The 20,389-nt window shown below is 63.0% G+C and carries 17 protein-coding genes and 2 pseudogenes; 8 read left to right on the top strand and 11 right to left on the bottom strand.

Features of this window, described 5'->3' with window-relative positions:
- Positions 1–115: 115 nt before the first annotated feature.
- The 4 genes from J7I79_RS19520 to hisD all read right to left on the bottom strand — a co-directional run bounded on the left by J7I79_RS19520 (position 116) and on the right by hisD (position 3,843).
- The gene (locus J7I79_RS19520) at positions 116–952 is read right to left on the bottom strand and encodes an amino acid ABC transporter ATP-binding protein (RefSeq protein WP_214956063.1); all 837 of its coding nucleotides are present in this window, start codon (positions 950–952) and stop codon (positions 116–118) included.
- Positions 945–1,598: an amino acid ABC transporter permease gene (locus J7I79_RS19515; RefSeq protein WP_214956061.1), complete on the bottom strand. Its 654-nt coding sequence runs from the start codon at positions 1,596–1,598 to the stop codon at positions 945–947. The genes J7I79_RS19520 and J7I79_RS19515 overlap by 8 nt, the downstream gene beginning before the upstream one ends.
- Positions 1,599–1,684: 86 nt before the next feature.
- On the bottom strand, positions 1,685–2,497 hold the full coding sequence (locus J7I79_RS19510; RefSeq protein WP_214956059.1) for an ABC transporter substrate-binding protein: 813 nt from the start codon (positions 2,495–2,497) through the stop codon (positions 1,685–1,687).
- Positions 2,494–3,843, bottom strand: coding sequence for a histidinol dehydrogenase (gene hisD / locus J7I79_RS19505; protein WP_214956058.1), 1,350 nt, complete (start codon positions 3,841–3,843; stop codon positions 2,494–2,496). Before hisD ends, J7I79_RS19510 begins: the two co-directional genes overlap by 4 nt.
- 170 nt (positions 3,844–4,013) lie before the next feature.
- Here hisD and J7I79_RS19500 point away from each other — a divergent pair, with 170 nt between their 5' ends.
- Complete coding sequence (locus J7I79_RS19500) at positions 4,014–4,946, top strand: LysR family transcriptional regulator (protein ID WP_214956056.1); 933 nt, start codon at positions 4,014–4,016, stop codon at positions 4,944–4,946.
- An 822-nt stretch (positions 4,947–5,768) separates the two neighbouring features.
- Here J7I79_RS19500 and J7I79_RS19495 read toward each other — a convergent pair.
- A complete protein-coding gene (locus J7I79_RS19495) occupies positions 5,769–6,584 on the bottom strand; it encodes an MBL fold metallo-hydrolase (protein WP_214956054.1) in 816 nt (271 codons plus the stop codon).
- A 184-nt stretch (positions 6,585–6,768) separates the two neighbouring features.
- Between J7I79_RS19495 and J7I79_RS19490 the strand changes: the two genes are divergently transcribed.
- Entirely contained in the window at positions 6,769–7,401 is a 633-nt protein-coding gene (locus tag J7I79_RS19490) for a TMEM175 family protein (RefSeq protein ID WP_214956116.1), read from the top strand.
- A 68-nt stretch (positions 7,402–7,469) separates the two neighbouring features.
- Entirely contained in the window at positions 7,470–8,132 is a 663-nt protein-coding gene (locus tag J7I79_RS19485; protein WP_214956052.1) for a hypothetical protein, read from the top strand.
- A gap of 257 nt (positions 8,133–8,389) precedes the next feature.
- On the opposite strand, the gene J7I79_RS19480 is transcribed toward J7I79_RS19485, so the two are convergent.
- The 3 genes and pseudogenes from J7I79_RS19480 to J7I79_RS19470 form a co-directional block, all read right to left on the bottom strand.
- Positions 8,390–9,499 carry an acyltransferase gene (locus J7I79_RS19480; RefSeq protein ID WP_214956050.1) on the bottom strand — a complete coding sequence of 370 codons (1,110 nt, stop codon included), beginning with the start codon at positions 9,497–9,499 and terminating at the stop codon, positions 8,390–8,392.
- 375 nt (positions 9,500–9,874) lie between these two features.
- Positions 9,875–10,596 (bottom strand): annotated as a pseudogene (locus J7I79_RS19475) (MBL fold metallo-hydrolase); the annotation flags it as partial.
- A 260-nt stretch (positions 10,597–10,856) separates the two neighbouring features.
- Complete coding sequence (locus tag J7I79_RS19470; protein ID WP_214956048.1) at positions 10,857–11,525, bottom strand: TetR/AcrR family transcriptional regulator; 669 nt, start codon at positions 11,523–11,525, stop codon at positions 10,857–10,859.
- 307 nt (positions 11,526–11,832) lie between these two features.
- Between J7I79_RS19470 and J7I79_RS19465 the strand changes: the two genes are divergently transcribed.
- The 4 genes and pseudogenes from J7I79_RS19465 (at position 11,833) to J7I79_RS19450 (ending at position 15,683) form a co-directional block, all read left to right on the top strand.
- Positions 11,833–12,201, top strand: coding sequence for a hypothetical protein (locus J7I79_RS19465; protein WP_214956046.1), 369 nt, complete (start codon positions 11,833–11,835; stop codon positions 12,199–12,201).
- Positions 12,198–12,629: pseudogene (locus J7I79_RS25000) on the top strand (DUF4386 family protein); the annotation flags it as partial. The gene J7I79_RS19465 and the pseudogene J7I79_RS25000, both read left to right, overlap by 4 nt.
- A 65-nt stretch (positions 12,630–12,694) precedes the next feature.
- Positions 12,695–12,889: a hypothetical protein gene (locus J7I79_RS24995; RefSeq protein WP_396020216.1), complete on the top strand. Its 195-nt coding sequence runs from the start codon at positions 12,695–12,697 to the stop codon at positions 12,887–12,889.
- 1,312 nt (positions 12,890–14,201) lie between these two features.
- Positions 14,202–15,683 carry a glycosyl hydrolase family 28-related protein gene (locus J7I79_RS19450; protein ID WP_214956040.1) on the top strand — a complete coding sequence of 494 codons (1,482 nt, stop codon included), beginning with the start codon at positions 14,202–14,204 and terminating at the stop codon, positions 15,681–15,683.
- A gap of 123 nt (positions 15,684–15,806) precedes the next feature.
- On the opposite strand, the gene J7I79_RS19445 is transcribed toward J7I79_RS19450, so the two are convergent.
- The 3 genes from J7I79_RS19445 to pdhA are packed head-to-tail and all read right to left on the bottom strand — an operon-like array spanning position 15,807 to position 19,694.
- Positions 15,807–17,330: a dihydrolipoamide acetyltransferase family protein gene (locus J7I79_RS19445; RefSeq protein ID WP_214956039.1), complete on the bottom strand. Its 1,524-nt coding sequence runs from the start codon at positions 17,328–17,330 to the stop codon at positions 15,807–15,809.
- 4 nt (positions 17,331–17,334) lie between these two features.
- On the bottom strand, positions 17,335–18,447 hold the full coding sequence (locus J7I79_RS19440; RefSeq protein WP_214956037.1) for an alpha-ketoacid dehydrogenase subunit beta: 1,113 nt from the start codon (positions 18,445–18,447) through the stop codon (positions 17,335–17,337).
- A complete protein-coding gene (pdhA, locus tag J7I79_RS19435) occupies positions 18,444–19,694 on the bottom strand; it encodes a pyruvate dehydrogenase (acetyl-transferring) E1 component subunit alpha (protein ID WP_214956035.1) in 1,251 nt (416 codons plus the stop codon). Before pdhA ends, J7I79_RS19440 begins: the two co-directional genes overlap by 4 nt.
- A 159-nt stretch (positions 19,695–19,853) precedes the next feature.
- On the opposite strand from pdhA, the gene J7I79_RS19430 reads away from it, so the two are divergent.
- Complete coding sequence (locus J7I79_RS19430; RefSeq protein WP_214956033.1) at positions 19,854–20,318, top strand: Lrp/AsnC family transcriptional regulator; 465 nt, start codon at positions 19,854–19,856, stop codon at positions 20,316–20,318.
- Positions 20,319–20,389: the final 71 nt, after the last annotated feature.

The raw sequence follows: 20,389 nt of genomic DNA, 5'->3' as shown, positions 1-20,389 counted from the left end.
AGCATGAGTGTAACAACGACTTTACAAATTGCCAGGCCGTTAAGGCCACGCAGTTGTCCGGACGGACCGGAACCGAAACGCGTTCCGGTCCGTCCGTCTGCCCTGCTCGCCCTTGCTATTCCGGCAGGATCCCCGAACGGCTCAGCAACGCCCGGGTTTTCGGGTGCTGCGGGGCAGTGAAAATAGCGCTTGGGGGCCCCTGCTCCACAATGACGCCCTGGTCCATAACAACAATCCGGTCTGCTATTTCCCGGGCGAACTGCATCTCGTGGGTGACGATCACCATCGTGGTTCCCTGCTGGGCAATCTTCTGGATAACGGCGAGGACTTCACCCACCAGCTCGGGATCCAGCGCGGAGGTCGGCTCGTCGAAGAGCATAACGGCTGGTTCCATGGCGAGGGCGCGGGCAATGGCCACCCGCTGCTTCTGGCCGCCGGAGAGCTTGCTGGGATAGTTCTCCATCTTGTCGCCAAGGCCCACCATTTCCAGGTTGGGAACGGCGATGGCACGGGCCGCGTCAGCCGAGAGCTTCTTGACGTCCCGGAGCGGCGCCATGACATTTCCCAGGGCCGTCTTGTTCAGGAACAGGTTGAAGTGTTGGAAGACAAAGCCGATGTCGGTCCGTTTCTGGGCCGTGATGGACGCCTTTTCGGCAACCAGTTCGCCGTTGCGTTCGTCATAGCCGATCAGATGCCCGTTGACGTAGATGCGGCCGGCGTCGATGGTCTCAAGCTTGTTGATGCAGCGCAGCAGGGTGCTCTTGCCGGATCCGCTGGACCCGAGGATGGCGATGGTCTCACCGCGGTGGACCACAAGATCCACGCCTTTAAGTACTTCGACCCTTTTCTGTACGTGGGTCTGGCCTCTGAGCCTCTGCCAAATGGACGGCTTTGTGTCCGAGACGAAGGTCTTGTGGACGTCCCGGACGTCAATAATGGTCTCGTCAGCCATTGGCCCGTGCCTTTCGTTCAAGCACTACCACAACGCGCGAAAGTGGAAGGCTGATAATCAGATAAAGAATGGCCGCTGCGGTGTAGATGGCCGTGGTCTGGAAGGTCTGGCTGTTGAGGATGTTGGCGGTCTTCAGGATCTCGGTCACGGCGATCACCGACGTCAGGGCGGTGTCCTTGATCATGGCGATGAAGTAGTTGCCGATCGGCCCCATGGAGACCACGAAGGACTGGGGAATGACCACCTTCCACAAAGTCTTGCTGGGCGTATAGCCGAGGGACAGCGCGGCTTCGGTCTGGCCGTGCTCCACGGACAGGATAGCGGAGCGGAAAACCTCGGAGAGGTAGGCGGCGTAGTTCAGGCCCAGGCCCAGGATGCCGGCAGGTACCGGCTCGATGCTGACGCCGATGCTGGGGAGCACAAAGAAGATGTAGACCAGCTGGACCAGCAGAGGAGTGCCGCGGATGACCTCCAGGTAGACCGTTGCGATGCCCCGGAGGATTTTGATCGAAGAGATGCGCGCCAGGGCAACGAGCAGCCCCAGGACCAGGGCCAGCGCCATGGCACCGAGGGCCAGTTGAACGACGACGGGTACGGCCAGCAGGAGCGCCGGGAACACGGCGAGAGTGTTGTTAATGAAGTCCACTAGAAATCCCTAGGTAAGGGTCGGGCGAGGACCACGGGCAGCCCTTGTGAAGCGGATGCCCGCCGGCTCCTGCATGACACTGAAACTTATTTGGACATGTTTGCTTCGCCGAGGCCGTACTTCTTGAGGATCTCCAGGTACTTGGGGCTCTTCTTGAGTTCCGCCAGGCCGGAGTTCAGGTCTGCCAGCAGCTGTGTGTCGTCTTTGCGGACGCCGGCTCCGATGATGCCCGGGTAGTACGGCTCGTACGGGGAGACGAGCTTGAGCTTGGGGTTCGGCTTCTGGACCAGGCTGTACCCGATCACGGCGCTGTCGGTGAATACGGCGTCGACCTGCTTGTTTTCCACGGCGGCCAGCAGGGCAGCCTGTGAGTCGAAGAGCTTGACCTGGCTGCCGCCCAGGCTATCCACGAGGTCCTTGAACACGGTGCCGGTCTGGGCGCCGAGAACCTTGCCCTTCACGTCGTCGCGTGAGGCCAGGCTTGAATCGGACGGGACCACCATGGCTTCACCCTCGGTGTACCAGGGGTCGGTGAAGTTGATCTCCTTCTTGCGGTCATCGGTGATGTACATGGCATCGACGATTACGTCGGCCTTCTTCGCGTTGAGCGCGGCGATCAGCGTGGCGAATTCCGAGGTGAAGACCTTGACCTTCCAGCCTTTGGCCTCGGCGATGGCGTTGATCATGTCCCCGTCGATGCCCTTGAGCTCGCCGGATGCCTGGTCGGTAAAGGAGAAGGGTGCGTCGTTGGACGTCGCGATGGTGATGGTCTTCTGTTCTGTGCCACCGCCGCTGGCTCCGCCGCCTGACGAACCGCATGCGGTCATGGCCAGGGCAACTGCAACGCCCATGGGCACGAGTGCGGCGAAACGGTTGCGGAGCATTTTTGTCTTCATCATGACGAGCCTTTGTTAGAGATTTTTGTCGATCGGGCGAAACGGTCGAGACGCAGTGAGGCGGTGGCCTTGTGGGCTGCCATACCTTCGGCGTCGGAAATCGTTGTGACGTAGTTGGCCAGACGCGGGGTGGCGTCTTTTTCGACCCGCTGGAAGGTCAGCGGTTTGAGGAAGCGGGCCACGGAAAGTCCGGCGGATGACCGGGCGCCTCCTCCGGTGGGCAGCACATGGTTCGTGCCGGACGAGCCTTTATCCGAGTAGGCCACAGTGGACCACGGGCCCAGGAAGATGGAGCCGTAGTTCTGCAGGTTCTCGTGGTAGTAGGAATCGTCCGAGGTCTGGATTTCCAGGTGCTCCGGCGCCAGCAGGTCCATGATCTGCACCGCTGTTTCCCGGTCCTCTGCCACGTACACGGTGCCGTAGTCCCGCCAGGCCGGACCGGCAATGTCCCGGGTGGCCAGCGTCCGCAGCTGCTTGTCGATGTGCCGGATAACCTCTTCGCCGAGTTTGCGTGAAGTGGTTACGAGGGAGGCCGGTGACTGCGGGCCGTGTTCGGCCTGGCCGAGGAGATCGGCGGCAACCAGCTCGGCGTCGGCGGTTTCGTCGGCAATGACGGCAACTTCGGAGGGGCCGGCCAGGAGGTCAATGCCGACGCGACCGAACAGCTGCCGTTTAGCCTCGGTGACATAGGCGTTGCCTGCGCCGACCAGGATGTCCGCCGGCTGCTCGTCCAGGAGCCCGAATGCCATTGCGGCCATTGCCTGCACCCCGCCGAGGGCGAAGGCCCGGTCCGTTCCGGCCAGATACGCGGCGTACAACACGGCGGGGTTCCCGCCGTCGGGCCCGGCAGGTGGCGTGCATGCCACAACGTTGCGGACGCCGGCGGTCTTGGCGACCCCTACTGTCATAAAGGCGCTGGCAAGAATGGGGAACCGGCCCGCCGGGAGATAGGCGCCAACGCGGCCGACGGGGACGTACTTTTGCCCGGTGAAGACTCCGGGGAGGAGTTCGGATTCAAAATCGGTGAGGTGTTCGCGCTGCTCGACGGCGAACAGCCGGGTCCGCTCGGCACTGGCGATGAGCGCCTCCCGCAGTTCCGGGGAGAGTGAGTCGCCGGTCCTGGCCAGGTCATCCTGACTGATCTCCGGGCTCGCGCCCTGCCATCCGTCCAGCTGCCGGGCGTATTTGAGGACGGCGTCCATCCCGTTGGCCTCGATGTCAGCGAGCATCGCGGACACGGTTGCCACAACATCGGGCAACCGCTGGGCGGGGACGCCCCCAATGGCCGGGCTCTTCAGGGTGAGGAAGTTTCCCTGAATGTGCGTTGCGTCACGTGGGGATAGCTGCATGAGTCAAAGCTACTGATTCCCATCCCATCGCACAACGGGACCTAAACCCGTATCTGCCATAGGGTTTCCCTGTGAATCGAATGGCGTGTTTCAAACGCGTAACGCAGCTTCTCCGCCACCTTAGCCCCTGCCGAAACCGCGGTATTCCGGGCTGTGACTAGGGTTGGTCCATGACCCTCGCGCAACTCCGGGCTTTCCTCGCCGCCTACGAGCTCGGCACTTTCACCGCCGCGGCACGAAAATTGGAAACAAGCCAAGCCTCCATCTCCGAGCTCATCAGCAGGCTGGAACACGAGCTGAAACTCAGCCTCTTTATCCGCGGCGGTCGGCGCCTTCTTCCCACCACGGCGGCCGTTGAACTGCAGGTGCATGCGCTGCAGTCCGTCACCTCTTTCGACAACGGCGTGGAGGCGCTTAAATCCATGTCGTCACTGCAAGGAGGCGTTTGCACCTTCGGTGTGCTGCGTTACGGAGCCCACTACGACCTGGCCGACCTGGTGCAGCGCTTCCACCGGCGCTATCCCAAGGTAAAGGTACGCCTCGTCGGCCTGAACTCCCTGGCCGTGGCCGAGTCAGTGGCGTCCGGTGAAATTGAAGCCGGGCTGATTGTCCTGCCGGTTGCGGAAGCCGGCCTTCAGGTCAGGCCGCTGTTCCGTGACGAAGTTTTTTACGTATCAGCCACCCGCAGTCCATCGCGCGGCCCGGTGACCATTGAGGAACTCACGGAGTCAAAGCTGGTGCTTTATGACGCCTTCGCCGGCTGGCATGACCCGACGCGTCGGCAACTCTTGGAGCGTGCCCGGCTTAAGGGGCTGAAAATCGATCCCGCAATCGAAGTCGAACACGTGGATACAGCCCTCGGCCTCGTCGCCACCGGAGCGGCCGACACCTTTGTCCCGCAGGCAATCGTCAACGGACCGGGCTTCCCGAAAAACGTCCATGCAGTCCCTTTTGCTGAGCCGTTGTACGACACGATCGCCCTGATTCAGCGCGAGGGTGCCTATCTGTCCCCCGCGACCCGCAAGATGGCCCAAATGGCCGCGCGGACCCTGCTGGCGAAGGTAACTCCTGAACAAACTCTCTGGCGCACCGGCATGCCCTAGGAGGGAGCGGTCGGGCGGCTTTAGTTCAACAGGCTCTCACTGCGGCTGGGCGCCGCGGACGATCAACGTCCCATAGCGGAAGCCTGCCCTCGGCGCCGAATGGCCAGACTCAGCTCACGGCTAGTAGGCATTTTCCTTAGTTCGTCGGGGTTTAGGCCCGGGCGGTCGGGTCGGCGAGATAGAGTCCACAGGCCGTGTCGAGTGGGTCCTCGGCGGTGCCGGCCGGGGAACCGGCCGGCAGCCAGGAGTCTTAGTAGTCGTTGTGGCGGCGCGGTAGATCGCGAGGCCCCAGCTGTTGCGTAGCCGGCGTAAACAACGGGTCCTCCCATAACGGAGCCCAGTCCATCGAGCGCACGAACATGGCCTGGCCGACCCGCGACCCTGGTCTTTCTGCCCGTGCATGCCTCGTGGCTGAACCAAAGCGGAGGTCTATTTCTCCATCCTGCAGCGAAAAGCCATCAGCGGCAGCGACTTCAAGGACTCGACTGGAAATACACCCGCTGCCTGACCCCCGACGAACTAACGACAATGCCCAATAGTGTCCTGCGCCTTGCCCGGGATTAGGGCTCCGGCCGCAGCTTTGAGTCCGATGGCAGGGAGCAACACGACAGCGGCAACGACTGACAGTACGGTCCAGCCCAAATCCTCCGGACTGAATCCGGCTGGGCGCTCCGGGCGCGAGTTCCGCCGGTGCCCGTCATGCATCAGTGTGATCATGGCCCAAGGCTATGTACGGAACTCCTAGCTACACCTCAGTAGCCAGTACCTGTCTTTAGCCTCACGCGACACTTGCTTGTACTGAGGAGCAGTGGCAGCGAAATCCTAGTGGTGCGCGCGGGTCTCCTGCAGGCGCTTGATGAACCAGCGGGACTGCTCCGGCCCGTACGGCAGCACCGGGATCGCCTTGGTGGCGTCGCTCGGGGTGTCGCGGATGGACTGGATGGCCTGGCGCACGGCCGTGGACATGGTGTTGGCCATGGTCTTCACGAACTGGTCGCTGCAGGGTTCGCCGTGGCCCGGGATGAGGAACTCGTAGCGGTGGCGCAGTGCGGAGAGGTGCCGCAGGGCGTCGGCCCATTCCTCGGGGAAAGCGTCCTCGAAGGACGGGTGCGAGCCCTGCTCCACGAGGTCGCCGGCGTACAGAGTGGTGGAGGTTCCCACCAGCAGGTCGCCGTCAGTGTGGCCGCGGCCCAGGTAGAAAAGCGTGACGGTCTGGCCGCCGAGGTCCACAAGAACCGGCTGGTCCTTCACGATCGCGTTCGGAACCACCAGCTCGGCGTCGGCGCCTTCGCCTGCGGCCATTTCCGGTTCAAGGGTGGCGACCATGCGGCGCTGCCGGTCCCCGTTTTCCTCAATCTCGCGAGCACAGTTTTCGTGGGCATAGAACTCCGTGACGCCGTCGTCCGCGAAGATGGCGTTGCCGAAGAAGTGGTCATAGTGGGCGTGGGTGTTCACCACCACCAGCGGCAGCTGGGTCTTTTCGCGCACGGCGGCCAGGATTTCCTGGCCCTGCCGGGGTCCCCCGCCGGTGTCGATCACCATGGCGCGTTCGGCGCCGACTATGAGTCCGGTATTGAGCTTCGAGCCTTCGGTGGTCAGCACATAGTTGCCCTGGCCGACCTCCATCCATCGCGACATTCTGTTCTCCGTATTCATGCGTTCCGGCGATCCTAGGCCTCGATTCTACCCACGACCAGCTGGTGGAAGCCTGATGAACGGCACGCGGCGGCGGACCAAATCAGCGGCCATCGCCATGTTCGGCGCAGGCGAGTAGCCTGTGCCGTACTTCAGTTGCCCGGCCGAGGAGACGGAGGTGACCCGCATGGAATCAGGAACGTCCCTGGAGCGCATGGTGTTTTTCAGCGACGCCGTCTTTGCGATCGCACTGACCCTGCTGGCCCTGGACCTCAAATTGCCCGAGAACATCGCGGCGGCACAGCTTGACGGCGCCCTGATCGGGGCACTTCCCGAGCTCTTCGCCTACGCGTTGTCGTTTGTGATCATCGCCAAGACCTGGTTGTCCCACCATTCGGATTTCGCCCTGATCCGCCATTTCAATCCGACACTGGCATGGCTGAACCTGGCCCTGCTGTTCTTCATCGCCATGCTGCCAGCACCCACGTCCGTCCTCAGCGAATACGGGGACGATCCCACCCCGTGGCCCAGCATTCTGTACGCCGCCAATATCGCCGCGATCTACCTGCTGATGGCAGTGATCTGGAGTTACGCCCGGCATGCGAAACTCATGGATCCGGGGATGGCCGCGCATGTGCACCGGCGGGTGTTTAGCGCCCGCATGGCCGTGCCGATGGTCTTCCTGCTCAGCATTCCGGCCTCTTTCGCCCTGAACGCGTACACGCCGCTGATATGGCTGCTGCTGCTTCCGGCATCGTGGGTGTCACGCTGGATGTCCGCCCGGTCCCATCGGATGGCGGCCACGGAAGTGGACGGCTAGTAGGGCTCCAAATGCCCGGACCAGGTGCCTGCGACCGAGGGCAGTACGGGAAGGCGCCGCCCAACGGCATGCCCGTAGCGCCCGGCCCGGAGCTATCGGCTGGTTCGGCGCCGAAGCAGGGCAACCGGATCGCCTCGGCGACCCCGCCGGCAGCTGAAGTCCTCACCATCTGGACGGCCATCACCTCCGACGGGTTCTCCGGGGATGGCTCGATGGCTTCCCGTGCGGCTGACCTTGCTGGCGGCGGCTCGGCAGCGACGTGGGCTGAGACAGTGGCGAACGCCGTGGCAACGTCGGGTGGGAAGCTGACCTTCGGTTCCAACCTCGCGTCCGCCCTGACCTACGTCCCGACCACGGCAACGAACATTTGCGCCTCAATCAGGGTCAATGCCTCGACCACGGCAAGCGCCTGGTACCTGATCGCGATGCGAACGAACCTTGTGTCCGGGTCGGCGCTCCAGCTCCGGGCAGTGTTCACGAACATGTCCGTAAAGCTCGGCAAGGTCATCAACGGCACCGCAACGTACCTGTCTGGCCGCCACACCGTCACGGCGGGCGACCTTGTGCAGGTTGAGAAGGTGGGCTCGACAATCAAACTGATCATCAACGGCGTGACACTGGAAACCGTTACGGATTCCTCGGTGACGTCGAACGCCTACGCCGGTATCGCGAACAGCTCCGGTGGCGGCACGCTGACGCTGGATGACTTCAAGATCGAGTTTGGCGCCTAAACCAGTCAGGCGTGGAACGGGTGCTTGCAGTCGCAGTATCCGTCGTGGACCATGCCGTCGCCCAGGCCGTCATCATAGGCGCAACCTGGGCGCGCTGGCCGCATGTGCAGCAACGAGCGAATCAGCCGAGTGGAGCGTGGCACCGACCGCCCTCGTGGTGGTCACAGTGCGGGCAGATCGAATCGCCGGACACGCCAACAGTCGGATCAGTGATTAAAGTAGAAGTCCCCATGCCAGAAGTATAGAGCGTGGGCCGATTAACGTTCTGCCATGTGCCGGGGTCGCTGGCTCTCTGCCTGCTTCGCCGGCCCACGCAACGCACCTCGCAGGCCTTCAATGGGACGCTCAACCAACAATCGGATCAGCAACGCAACGATCAGGGCAGCGGCCAGGCCGATGACGGCCTCAGCGGCGTGCGGGAGATTCAGATGCTCGTCCGCCAGAATGAGCAGTGGGCGGTGCACAAGGTAGAGCGAGTATGACAGGACGCCGATGTAGACGATGGGCTTCCAGTTCAGCACTCGGCCGAACACTGATTCAGGGCCAAGGATCAACGGGACAAACACTCCCGCCAGGACGATGCTCTGAACGGTGTAGCCCACCGACATGCCGATGCTGTCCGGCGCTCTACTCACAAGGTAGAACGCGGCGGCGCTGACCAGCAGCACGGCGGGCAGTACGAGCTTGTTCCGGGGCTTGGGAACCTCGCCATAGACAGGGTTTGCGATGATGGCGAGGATGGCGCCCCAAAGGATCGCGTCAGCCCTCGTATCCGTGGAGAGGTAAACCCGGTCAAAGCCAGCATCCTGCCAGACCAGGAAACAGCGCCAGGCAAGGATCACGAAACACAGCCCGGCCAGCACCAGAGCCTGGTGCAGACGGTTCGGGAGCCACTTCCGCATCGCCACATACAGCAGCGGGAACAGCATGTAGTAATGCTCCTCAACGGCCAAGGACCAGAGGGCATTCATCCCACCGGGCAGACCGTCCCTGCCCTCAAAGATGATGAAGTAGTTGGAGAGGAAGGTCGCTGATGAGGCGACACCGCCGGCGTTCATCGCGTTGGGGATCAGGCCCACCAGGGAGAGCGCCACCGCGCCGGCCAGCACGATGTAAAGCGACGGGAAGATCCGGAGCACACGGCGCAGGTAGAAGTTCTTGAGTGACACCCCACCGCGCTTGTCAGCCTCGGCGCGCATCAAGGTCGTGATCAGGTAGCCGCTGAGGAAGAAGAAAATGGTAACGCCGGTGGACTCACGGATCAGGGTGGGGAAACCAGCGTGGCCCCACAGGACGATCACGATGGCGACGGCACGCAGGCCATCAAGGGACGGAATTTTGCCAGCGCGCAGCAGCTCTTTTTTCATGAAATGACTTCCCCCAACGAGACCAAAGATTGCCCACAGTCTATCCGGCGCGTAATTCCGGTTATGCGCAAGCCCAGCCACCGCTCCGCACCGACTGCGCTTGTTAGTACAGCGCCCTAAGACGAATTTGGCATTTTCGTCATTTTGGTGCGCCGTTCTCGCGATCCGATCGGCTGCCCCAACAACAGTCCTGCACGCGCGAGAAGACCACACTGGCATTGTTGTCGTCAAGGCTCTTGAGACCGACCAAGTCATGGTTATCTTTACGGCATCCCGGACAAGGCGTCCCGGCCGGGCTCAGCCGAGAATCCGGGAGGGTCGGCCTCTTCCACGTGAGAATGATGTGCCCAAAGTGCGCATTCGCCTGACCTCGAATCAACGTTCCCAACAGTCAGGCCAGTGCCCCGCGCGGGTCTCCTGCAGGCGCTTGATGAACCAGCGTGACTGCTCCGGGCCGTACGGCAGCACCGGTATGGCTTTGGTGGCGTCGCTGGGGGTGTCGCGGATGGACTGGAAGGCCTGGCGGACGGCGGTGCTCATGGTGTTGGCCATGGTTTTCACGAACTGGTCGCTGCAGGGTTCGCCGTGGCCGGGGATGAGGAATTCGTAGCGGTGGCGCAGTGCGGAGAGGTGCCGCAGGGCGTCGGCCTATTCCTCCGGGAAGGCGTCCTCGAAGGAAGGGTGTGCGCCCTGTTTCACCAGGTCGCCGGCATACAGGGTGGTGGGCGTTCCCACCGGCAGGTCGCCGTCGGTGTGGCCGCGGCCCAGGTAGAACAGCGTGACGGTCTGGCCGCCGAGGTCCACCAGGACCGGTTGGTCCTTCACGATCGCGTTGGGAACTAACCAGCTCCGCGTCGGCGCCTTCGCCTGCGGCCATTTCCGGTTCCGGGGGTGGCGACCATGCGGCGCTGCCGGTCACCGTTTTCCTCAATCTCGCGAACACAGTTTTCGTGGGCATAGAACTCGGTGACGCCGTCGTCCGCAAAGATGGCGTTGCCGAAGAAGTGGTCGTAGTGGGCGTGGGTGTTCACCACTACCAGCGGCAGCTGGGTCTTTTCGCGCACGGCGGCAAGGATTTCGCGGCCCTGCCGGGGTCCGCCACGGGAAGACGCCGCCCAACGGCATGCCCGTAGCGCCCGGCCCGGAGCTATCGGCTGGTTCGGCGCCGAAGCAGGGCGGCAGACAGACCCAGTGCTGCCACCATCGGGACCAGCATGATCGAGAGTCCTACGAGATAGCTAGTAATCGTCATCTCAGCGCACCTTTCGTCCGGCGTGTGCACCGAGCCTAAGCACTGACCCTCAGTTTTGACTGAAGATACCCGGGCGTTTCGCTCAAGATTCCCGGGTATCTTCAGTCACAGGACGGGGTTCCGGCTGTCCGCTTCGATCCCGGCGAGCAACTGCTTCAGTGTCCGCTCGTAGTGGTCCTCACTCCCGTAGCGGTTCATCGGACCGGCCACCGCAGCAGTGAGCGGAAACTCCGGCGGCGCGTGCGGCAGCTGCACCGCTCCCCCTCCACTGGCCTGCTCGGTTGCCTCGCGGGCCAGGACGAAGGAGGACCAGCCGTAGTTCAGTGCAACTATTCCGCTGAAGACGGCGACGGCGGCGTCCCCAGTGATGCCCGCACGCTCAAGGATGCGCAGCGCTGCCTCGCCGATGGGCAGTGCATTGGGTCCCGGGTACGGGTGTCCGATCAGCGGGGTGACGGCCCACGGGTGGTCACGCAGCAGCTGCCGGTGGTTCCGCGCGAACGCCGCCAGGTCGGCCGGCCACTCAGCGGTCTCCTGCGGAGCGATAAACCGCCCCAGGACCCGGTTCAGCAGTGCGTCCACCAGCCCGTCCTTGGTGCAGAAATAGCGATAAAGGGACATGGGCGCAGCCTCCAGCGCCACAGCGACGGCGCGGACGGTCAGCGCCTCGAACCCGGCTGCCGCCACCTGCTCCGCCGCATTCAGGATGGCGTCCACGGTCAACGAGTTCCGGGCACGGCGGCTGCGGGGTTCCGCCGAGGTTTTCGAGGGCATGGCACAGGCTTTCAGTCGGAAAAGTTTGGTCGGAGAACTCTTGTGTACAGTGTACGTTATGCCCTAGCGTACTTAGTACACAAACACTTCCAAAAGGAGATCATCCCATGTCATTCCTGCGCTGGGCACCAACATTCCTCGGCTTCCCGGTAGGAGGCTGGCTGGCCTTCCAGCTGGCCGGCTCAATCACCGGCCCGCTCACCGCGGCGCTGGCAGGCGTCATCGCCGGAGCCGTGATTGCGGCGCACAATAGCTGGCACTGGGACGGGCCGCCGGGTGGCGCTGGCTCGCCGGCACCGTCCTCGGAATGGGCGCCGGCAGCGCCCTGGCGGAAGTCGTCGCCGGGGCAGGAACCCCGACGCCGGCCCTCGTCATGTCGGGGCTGATCACCGGAGCGGTGGTCGGCGCAGCCCAGGGGGCGGCGTTGCACCGCGGACTGCGCGTCACGGCGCTGTGGGCCGCGACAGTCAGCATCAGTTGGGCCCTCGGCTGGCTGGTCACGGCCAATGTGATAGTCGACGCCGGGAACGGCCACGTGGCGTTCGGCTCCAGCGGCGCGCTGGTGGCCACGGCTCTTACCGGCGTGGTGCTGCGCCGCATCCTCGGCCCCGATACCCGTCGCCCCGCAGCGGGAACTCCTTCGGCGGCTCCTGCGCCCGTGAAACCCGTTCAATGAACGCCACAGTTGCCGCCGCGGTCCTGCTGATCGTGCTGCCGCTTGCCTTCAACGCAGCCTTCGCGGCCCTGGCCGCCAAGTTCAACGACCCGGACATCCTCCGACGCCTCACCGGCGAAGTCCTGGAACGATTCCGGCAAGGAGGTTCTGGGCTGGTGCTGCTCTGGTGGGCGTTCGCGATGACGGCGGTCCTGCTGGCGCCGCTGGCGGTGCTGTTAGCGGGTGTCATGCCAGGCGCCGATCCCGTGCTGCTCAGCCTGGGATCAACCGTCGGCGTGTTGGCGGCGGTGGTGCAGTTCCTAGGGTTGGTCCGCTGGCCGTTCCTGGTGCCGTATCTGGCCCGGATGGCGGGCGACCCGGACGCCTCCGAGGCGCGGAAGGAAGCGGTGGACATCGTCTTTCAGGCATTCAACCGGTTCCTGGGCGTGGCGTGGGCGAGCATCTGGGCTACCCCTTCACTGGAGCATGGAGCGTGCTGGTTGGCGTCGCAATCATGCAGAGCGACACCGTGCCGGCGTGGCTGGGAGTCGTGGGGATTGTGGTCGGTGCGCTGTTGGCTCTCTGCTCGCTGGAGTTCGTCGGCCCGTTCGAGCGCAACGGCTGGAAAGCGGCCGCGGAGCTCACACCCGTCATCTACATCGCATGGTCGCTGTGGCTCGTGACGACCGGCGGGGCAATGTTGCTGTGATCTTGCTGCACACCTTTTGTTCCACTGCGGTAACCCCAGGGAAACCTGCGCCTGCATATGATCTGGGTATGGCTACTAAACAGCACAAGACTTTCTGCGCCCCGTGCGGCGCGAATACAAACCACGTTACATCCTATGGATCCCCCGACGGCGGGGGCGGCACCTCAGTTATTAGCGTCAGGTGCGCCGAGCACTCGGACTTATTTTCCTAGAACGCATACCCTTTTGGTCCGAGCCAAGGTTCGAAGTCCCTGAATACATATGCAGGCACCAACAACTGAGTTCTGCGGATAATTCCAGCTGAAATTCCAAGGATCGAGACTAGCAGTTCGCCCATGAAGATTGGCTACAACAATCATAAATAGTTGATTGAGTCCCCTGTATGTGCGGAAGATGCGCCAGCATCTACGGACGCATCCTCAGAACTCCGAACGCATGCCTGGAGAGTCTGCCAATGACATCACAACCCTAGAAATCAATGGTGCCACGTTCCGCATCGTGTTCTGGGAACATGGCACGAACCATCGTCTTGGTTGTCGGCATCGCCGATATGCAGTTTTTGGAGCCTTCGGACTCACCCTGCCTCGCCTTCACAATGAAGCCATCCCACGGGAAGAGGGCTGCCGCCTAGTCCATCAAGCCTCGATACCATGCCAGACCGATCCGACATCTGTTGTGGTAAAAGCGGACACGGCAAGAGTGCGGACAAACGGAACCTTGCTCGTCCACATGCCGTCGAATCATGCCCGGCGCACCCCCAGCGAATGCGTTGTGGGAGATACGCAATCCGGCGAGATTAAGATGGATCCGGGCCGGAATCTTAGGTCCGGGCCAACCGAAGAAGCCTATAGGATCCGCCCACTCCGGGCCCCTCAAGTTGGCGGTCAGATCCAGGCACACCGTCGTTGTCGGCGAGGATTGCGGACTTCTTGCCGCGTTGTAACGAGAGTGGGCGGCTCACGGATGAAGTATTCCACGCCGGCGTATTCCCGTTCCAGCCTCTGGCTGTCGATCGCCTATGACACTAGTGGCGCGCCACCGCACCTACCCAAGTTCTGAGGGTGCAAAGTCTTAATCGCGTCAGACACCCTGCGTATAACGACTAGCGTGCGGGTACCTATGAGAAAAAAGACGAGTACTTACTACTGTGGTTAACTCAATTTCCAGAATTTAGCGTTAGTCAAGGCGATTTGCCTGTTGGGATTGGCTGGACCAGCGATACCTCTTCTTAGAGCTAACGGCTGTGCTAGTGCTTGACCCGCTAGTCAATCGGCGGTTCTCGTTAAATTCATCTGGGATTGGGTGTACTGCTGTGAAAAACGAAGCTGGGGAGACCATTACGCCACTGCCGCGAGGTGGAAGTGTTGTTAAACGTCGAGAACTGCTGAGGCTTGGCACGTTGGCGAGTGCCATGACTGGGACATTGGCACTCTCAAGTCTCAGTGTCGGCCGCGCCGCAGAAGCGGCGCCAACTTCCGACAGGAACTATTGTGACGTCATTAATGTAAAAGACTTCAACGCGGTGGGCGACGGCGTGACGGATGACACCGCAGCGATTCAGTCCGCGATAAAAGCGGCCGAGAGCAACGGCGGCAGTGTTGTATTCATCCCGCGAGGCACGTACCTGGTCTCGACCCTGACGCCTCGGCCCTACGTCACAGTGAAGGGTGCCGGGCGCTATTGCACCAGCATTGTCGCCAAGCCTGGCGCCTCGGCCGCATTAATCAACTTCCCTGCCGGAATGGTACCGGCATTCTATCTTGAAGACATTCAACTGAGTCCGGGCGCAACACCGAACGCGGGCCAACACGGCATCTACGCGAGGGCCGTGGGCAACGGGCGTACACCCGACCAAGGTGGCTGGTGGTACGGCGGACTTCGACGCGTCCGTGTCGCCAAGTTCGATGGGCACGGCATCTGGCTCCGGGGTGGCGGAACAGACTTCCTGAAGCCGCACCAGTTCTTGTCATTCGATCACGTTGAGTCCTTCGCCGGGCCAAACGTGACGTCTCGTTGCCTGATGATCACCGGGCAGGTAGGTCAACTGTCTATCAACGCCAGCGAGTTTGACGGCAACGGGCAGGGCGTTGTCGGCGCTGGCACGTCCGTAGAGATACGGCGCGAAGTTAACGATGCCGGAACGTTCTACTCTGACGTGTCCCCGTACGCCATAGAGTTTCTAAACTGTACATTCCAGGCGAACGCGCTAGGTGCCCGTGTCGAACGCGCCTCAGGCATGAAGTTCAACAATTGCTGGTTTGAAGACCTTAAGTCTGGTGTGGTGTTCGATACCTCTGTGGAAATGGGCTTCGTGGAGGGATGCAATTTCTCCGACACTGGATCTGACGGTGGAAATGGCTACGCAATCAAAGCCGGAGCAACCTCTTACGTGACAGTGATCGGAAATAGGTTTGCCGGAACATACGATAGGGCCCTGGTCGCGGACGCATCCAACGGTTCCCTATTCCTGAAAGGTAACCGCTCAAACGTCGCTGCCTTTCCCACCGCCGGACTTACGAAACAACCAACGGCGTCTTCCGGTGCGATTGACATCCAGGGATCGAACACGGCCATCATCTCCGGTTCCCCCGTAATCTCGACAATCACCAGCAGACACGCACCGGGCGAGCCCGTTTACCTCCGGGCATGGGCTGCAGACTTCATGCTGGCATCGGGCGGGAACATCAGCCTTGGTAACAAAGTTTCCCCGCTGACGATACCCATTGGGGCTATTGTGACTCTGGTAAGAATGGACCTTGGCGCCAAAAACTGGTCTATTGTGAGCATCACCTAGCCGAGAGGTGAGACTTTGCCGTCAATGGACGATGACCACAAGCTCGATATAACGGGCGCCGGGCACAGACAAGACATGGATAGTCTGAACTCGTCACTTCCACATCGTGCATGCCATCAGATACTAGACGTCAGCCAGCACTCCGCTCGGATTTTCGATCGCGTCACCCACGTACCGGAGGAACCCGCCAGCCGTTCCCCCGTCGCACACGCGGTGGTCGAAGGTGAGGGTCAGCTCGGTGACTTTGCGGACAGCAAGCTCGCCATTGACGACCCACGGCTTGTCAATAATGCGCCCCACGCCCAGGATCCCCACCTCGGGGTGATTGATGATCGCGGCAGAGCCGTCCACTCCGAAGACCCCATAGTTGTTCAGCGTGAAGGTGCCACTGCCCAGCTCCGACGGCGTTGCCTTGCCTTCGCGCACAACTGCGGTGAGCCGGCGAATTTCGGCATCAAGCTCACGGGCGCTCATCTTGTCCGCGTTGCGCACTGAGGGCACCATCAGGCCGCGGTCCGTCTGGGCCGCGAAGCCCAGGTTGACGCCGTCGAACGCGACGATCTCCTGGGTCTCCCCGCCCGCGGCGTCCTCGCTGGTGACGATCCGGGTGTTCAGTTCCGGGTACTTCTTCAATCCGGCGGTCACAAACCGCGCGATGAATGCCAGCAACCCGGGGGTGTTGTGCGGGTCCGCCTTCTTCAAGGCGGCCCGCATCTCCATGAGCGCTGTGGCATCCACGTCGACCCATACCGTCGCTTCCGGAATCTCCGAGCGGCTGCGGGTCATGTTCGCGGCCACAGCCTTGCGAACGCCCCGTAGTGGCGTCCGGGCGGTGACGCCGAGACCCGTGCGGGAGTCGGTCTCGGCGCCAATTTCGGCAGGGTCAGCCACGAAACGCGGTTCAATCCTCGGACGACGGGTTTCCACGGGCTCAACCACCGGGTAGGGCTCATCCAACCGGCGCGGCTCTACCGCCGGAGCGGGAGCGATCGCCGCCTCGACATCCTTGCGCATGATCTGCCCGCTTACGCCCGACCCTTGGAGTTCCCCCAAATCAACTCCATGATCACGGGCCATCCTGCGGACCAGAGGCGAAATCACCGCACCGAGCTTGCCTGGCACACGGGTCCGCAGAAGCAGGAGATCGTCAGCTGCCTTCTCCTCGTCGCTGACCTTGGTTGCGACAGCACCGGTCACGGCGGCACCGCCGACCGGCTGCTTGCGTGTACGGGTGCGACGGGCGACGCCGTGTCCGCCCGGTGTTCCGTATCCGATAAGGACGTTGCCGGAGCCGGCCTTTTCCTCGTCCCGGTAGGCCTCCGCTGCGGCTGATTCCGCAGGCTCAGTTTCGATAGGCTCCGCCGCCGGGGCCGTGGCCGAGGCAGACTCAGCCACCGGGGAACCAACAGGTGTGACGGAGATCAGCGGTTTGCCCACATCGAGGGTCTGGCCCGGTTCACCGTGAAGCACGGCAACGGTGCCGGCGTACGGGGACGGGACTTCCACCATGGACTTCGCCGTCTCCACCTCGGCGATGGGCTGGTCCACCCGGATTTCGTCGCCAACGGCCACGAGCCAGCTCACGAGTTCGGCTTCCGTGAGGCCTTCGCCCAGGTCCGGCAGCAGGAATACTTTCGTTTCGCTCATCTGATCAGTCTTCCCACTGGAGGTCGTCAACGGCGTCGAGGATGCGGTCCACGCCGGGCAGATAGTAGTGCTCAAGCTTCGGTGCCGGGTACGGCACGTCAAAGCCGGTAACGCGGCGGATCGGGGCGGCCAGGTGGTGGAAGCAGCGTTCCTGGACCCGGGCCACGATCTCTGAGGACACGGAGGCGAAACCGTGGGCCTCGGCGATGACCACGGCACGGCCGGTCTTGCGGACCGACGCGCAGACAGTCTCGTCGTCGAACGGCACGATGGAGCGGACGTCGATGACTTCCAGCGAGCGGCCCTCCTCTGCCGCCGCTGCAGCGGCGGCCAGCGCGGTCGGCACAGACGGTCCGTAGGCGATCAGCGTGGCATCAGTGCCGGGACGGGCGACGGCGGCGCGGCCTTCCGAGGAAGTCCCCCGCTCGGCGTTCGCGGCGTGCTCGGCGCGGAGCCCTTCCAGGTCCACCAGGTCCTTGGACCAGTAAAGCTTCTTGGGTTCCATGAACATCACCGGGTCATCGGAGTCGATGGCTTCGCGGAGCATGCGGTAGCCGTCTGCAACGGTGGCGGGGGTGAAGACTTTCAGGCCCGCGGTGTGGGCGTAGTAGGACTCGGAGGAATCGCAGTGGTGCTCCACTCCCCCGATCCCGCCGGCGTACGGGACGCGGATGACGATGGGCAGCTTGACCGTACCTTTGGTCCGGTTGTGCATCTTGGCCACATGGCTGACGATCTGTTCGAAGGCCGGGTAGGCGAAGGCATCGAACTGCATCTCGATCACCGGGCGCATGCCGTTCATGGCCATTCCAACGGCCATGCCGACGATGCCGGATTCGGCGAGCGGGGTGTCGAAGCAGCGGGACTCGCCGAAGGTCTTGGTGAGGCCGTCCGTGATCCGGAAGACGCCGCCGAGCATTCCGACGTCCTCGCCGAACACCAGGACGGAGGAGTCGGCGTGCATGGCGTCCGCCATGGCGGTGTTCAGTGCCTTGGCGAGTGTGATGGTCTGCGGACCTGTTGATTCGGCGGTAGCGGCGGCCTTGGCGGCGGCGCGGGCTGTTGCCGCACTAACGTTGCCGTTGACCTCGGAGGAGGTGGTGACAGTGGGGCTCATTTTGCGGCCTCCGTATCGGATGATGCGCCGGCGCTGGCGTCGCGGGCCAGTTCGTCGGCGAGCAGGGCGGACTGTTCCTTCAGCTGCGGGGTGGGGGTGGAGAAGACGTACCGGAAGAGGTCCTGCGGGTCCACGGGGACGTCTTCGCCCAGGCCGTCGCGAAGCTGCGTGGCAACTTGCTCCGCTTTCTCCGCGATCCGGGCGGCGCCGTCGTCGTCCAGCAGGCCGCGGTCCGTCAGGTAGGTCTGCATCCGCTTCAGCGGATCCCTGGCCACCCACTGTGCCACTTCGCTGTCCTGGCGGTAACGGGTGGCGTCATCAGCGTTCGTGTGCGCCTGCATGCGGTAGGTGTGGGCCTCCACCAGAAGCGGGCCGGAGCCTTCCCGGGCGAGCTTGACCGCGCGGCCCAGCACGGCGAGGAGGGCGACGATGTCGTTGCCGTCCACCCGTTCGCCGGCCATTCCGTAGCCCACGGCTTTGTGCGCGAGCGACGGCGCCACGGACTGATGGGCCAGCGGCACCGAGATGGCGTACTGGTTATTCTGGACGAAGAAGACGACGGGAAGGTGGAAGACTGCCGCGAAGTTCAGAGCCTCGTGGAAATCACCTTCACTGGTGGCGCCGTCGCCGCACATGGCCAGGACCACGGTGTCCTCACCGCGGAGTTTTGCCGCGTGGGCGACGCCGACGGCGTGGAGCAGCTGGGTGGTCAGCGGCGTGCACTGGATGCCCACCTTGTGCTTGGCGGGGTCGTAGCCGCTGTGCCAGTCACCCCGGAAGAGCGTCATGGTCTGCACGGGGTCCACACCGCGGGCCATCACGGCAACGGAGTCGCGGTAGGTGGGGAAGATCCAGTCGCCGTCAGCAAGGCACAGGGCGGCCGCAACCTGGCACGCCTCCTGGCCGTGGCTGGACGGGTAGACCGCCATGCGGCCTTGGCGGACCAGGGCGGAGTTCTGGTCATTGACGCGGCGGCCGACGACGAGCTGCTCATAGGCCGCCAGCAGTTCGGCGTCACCGGGCAGCGCGTATTCGTGGCCGGGCTGGGCACCCTGCTCGGTGTGGGCGTTCAGCGTGCCGTCCTGATCCACCATCTGGATCTGATGGCGGGCCGGCAGCATGTAGTCCTCCACCGTGATGCCGAACTTGCGCACCGCCTCGGCTACGGCGCCTTCAGTCACGTGGTTCCCGGCCGGCTGTTCCGGCGAGTGCTGCCCGAGGGCAGTGTGGTCCGCGGAGATCGTCATTGGTCCGTCCTTCTGTAGCCACTATTCGCTTCCAGTATCGTCCTGAAGGAACTTTCGTATCCAGTCCCGCGGGAAATCGTGGAGAAGTAAGGAATTCTGGCCTAGTCTGAAAGACGAATCGTAAGTGTGAGCTGCGTTACCGGCGGGAGTTGTGGACAAATGGCAGGGACCGACGGGGACCAGGTGGCGGTGCCGCTGGATGACGTGGACCGGAACATCATCGCGGAGCTGACCCGGGACGGGCGGATGTCCGTCACCCAAGTGGCGGAAAACGTGCACATCTCACGAGCGCACGCCTATACGCGGATCGCCAGGCTGACGGGCGAGGGGGTGCTGACCAAGTTCACGGCCCTTGTTGACCCTATAAAGGCGGGGCTCAAATCCTCCGCCTACGTGACCCTCAAAGTCAGGCAGCATTCTTGGCGCGAACTGCGCGAGCTCCTTCGGGCTATTCCGGAGGTACACCACATTGCCCTGGTGGGCGGCGACTTTGACGTCATCCTTCTCGTGCGCGCGGTGGACAACGTGGACCTGCGGCGGGTGATCTTCGATCAGTTGCAGTCCATGCCAGGGGTGTTGGATACGCAGACGTTTCTGGTGTTTGAGGATGTGGATACGCGGTGACCAGCACATAGGAGGCGTCTCGCCCCGCTGCTCGACCGGAACCTGGTCGAGCAGGGACGCCAACCCAGCTC

Origin of the sequence: Arthrobacter sp. ISL-69, from assembly GCF_018613775.1 — a bacterium.
In the GTDB taxonomy this organism is placed as follows: domain Bacteria; phylum Actinomycetota; class Actinomycetes; order Actinomycetales; family Micrococcaceae; genus Arthrobacter.
The sequence above is the reverse complement of the archived record's forward strand: the minus strand, read 5'-3'. Positions and strand labels throughout refer to the sequence as shown.

Bases quoted from the DNA above. Each gene is read 5' to 3' on its own strand.
- J7I79_RS19470 (WP_214956048.1), bottom strand. From the start codon at position 11,525: ATGCCCTCGAAAACCTCGGCGGAACCCCGCAGCCGCCGTGCCCGGAAC.
- J7I79_RS19480 (WP_214956050.1), bottom strand. From the start codon at position 9,499: ATGAAAAAAGAGCTGCTGCGCGCTGGCAAAATTCCGTCCCTTGATGGC.
- J7I79_RS19440 (WP_214956037.1), bottom strand. From the start codon at position 18,447: ATGAGCCCCACTGTCACCACCTCCTCCGAGGTCAACGGCAACGTTAGT.
- hisD (WP_214956058.1), bottom strand. From the start codon at position 3,843: ATGCAGCTATCCCCACGTGACGCAACGCACATTCAGGGAAACTTCCTC.
- J7I79_RS19430 (WP_214956033.1), top strand. From the start codon at position 19,854: ATGGCAGGGACCGACGGGGACCAGGTGGCGGTGCCGCTGGATGACGTG.
- J7I79_RS19495 (WP_214956054.1), bottom strand. From the start codon at position 6,584: ATGTCGCGATGGATGGAGGTCGGCCAGGGCAACTATGTGCTGACCACC.
- J7I79_RS19490 (WP_214956116.1), top strand. From the start codon at position 6,769: ATGGAATCAGGAACGTCCCTGGAGCGCATGGTGTTTTTCAGCGACGCC.
- pdhA (WP_214956035.1), bottom strand. From the start codon at position 19,694: ATGACGATCTCCGCGGACCACACTGCCCTCGGGCAGCACTCGCCGGAA.
- J7I79_RS19485 (WP_214956052.1), top strand. From the start codon at position 7,470: ATGCCCGTAGCGCCCGGCCCGGAGCTATCGGCTGGTTCGGCGCCGAAG.
- J7I79_RS19520 (WP_214956063.1), bottom strand. From the start codon at position 952: ATGGCTGACGAGACCATTATTGACGTCCGGGACGTCCACAAGACCTTC.
- J7I79_RS24995 (WP_396020216.1), top strand. From the start codon at position 12,695: ATGCAGAGCGACACCGTGCCGGCGTGGCTGGGAGTCGTGGGGATTGTG.
- J7I79_RS19510 (WP_214956059.1), bottom strand. From the start codon at position 2,497: ATGATGAAGACAAAAATGCTCCGCAACCGTTTCGCCGCACTCGTGCCC.
- J7I79_RS19445 (WP_214956039.1), bottom strand. From the start codon at position 17,330: ATGAGCGAAACGAAAGTATTCCTGCTGCCGGACCTGGGCGAAGGCCTC.
- J7I79_RS19465 (WP_214956046.1), top strand. From the start codon at position 11,833: ATGGGCGCCGGCAGCGCCCTGGCGGAAGTCGTCGCCGGGGCAGGAACC.
- J7I79_RS19500 (WP_214956056.1), top strand. From the start codon at position 4,014: ATGACCCTCGCGCAACTCCGGGCTTTCCTCGCCGCCTACGAGCTCGGC.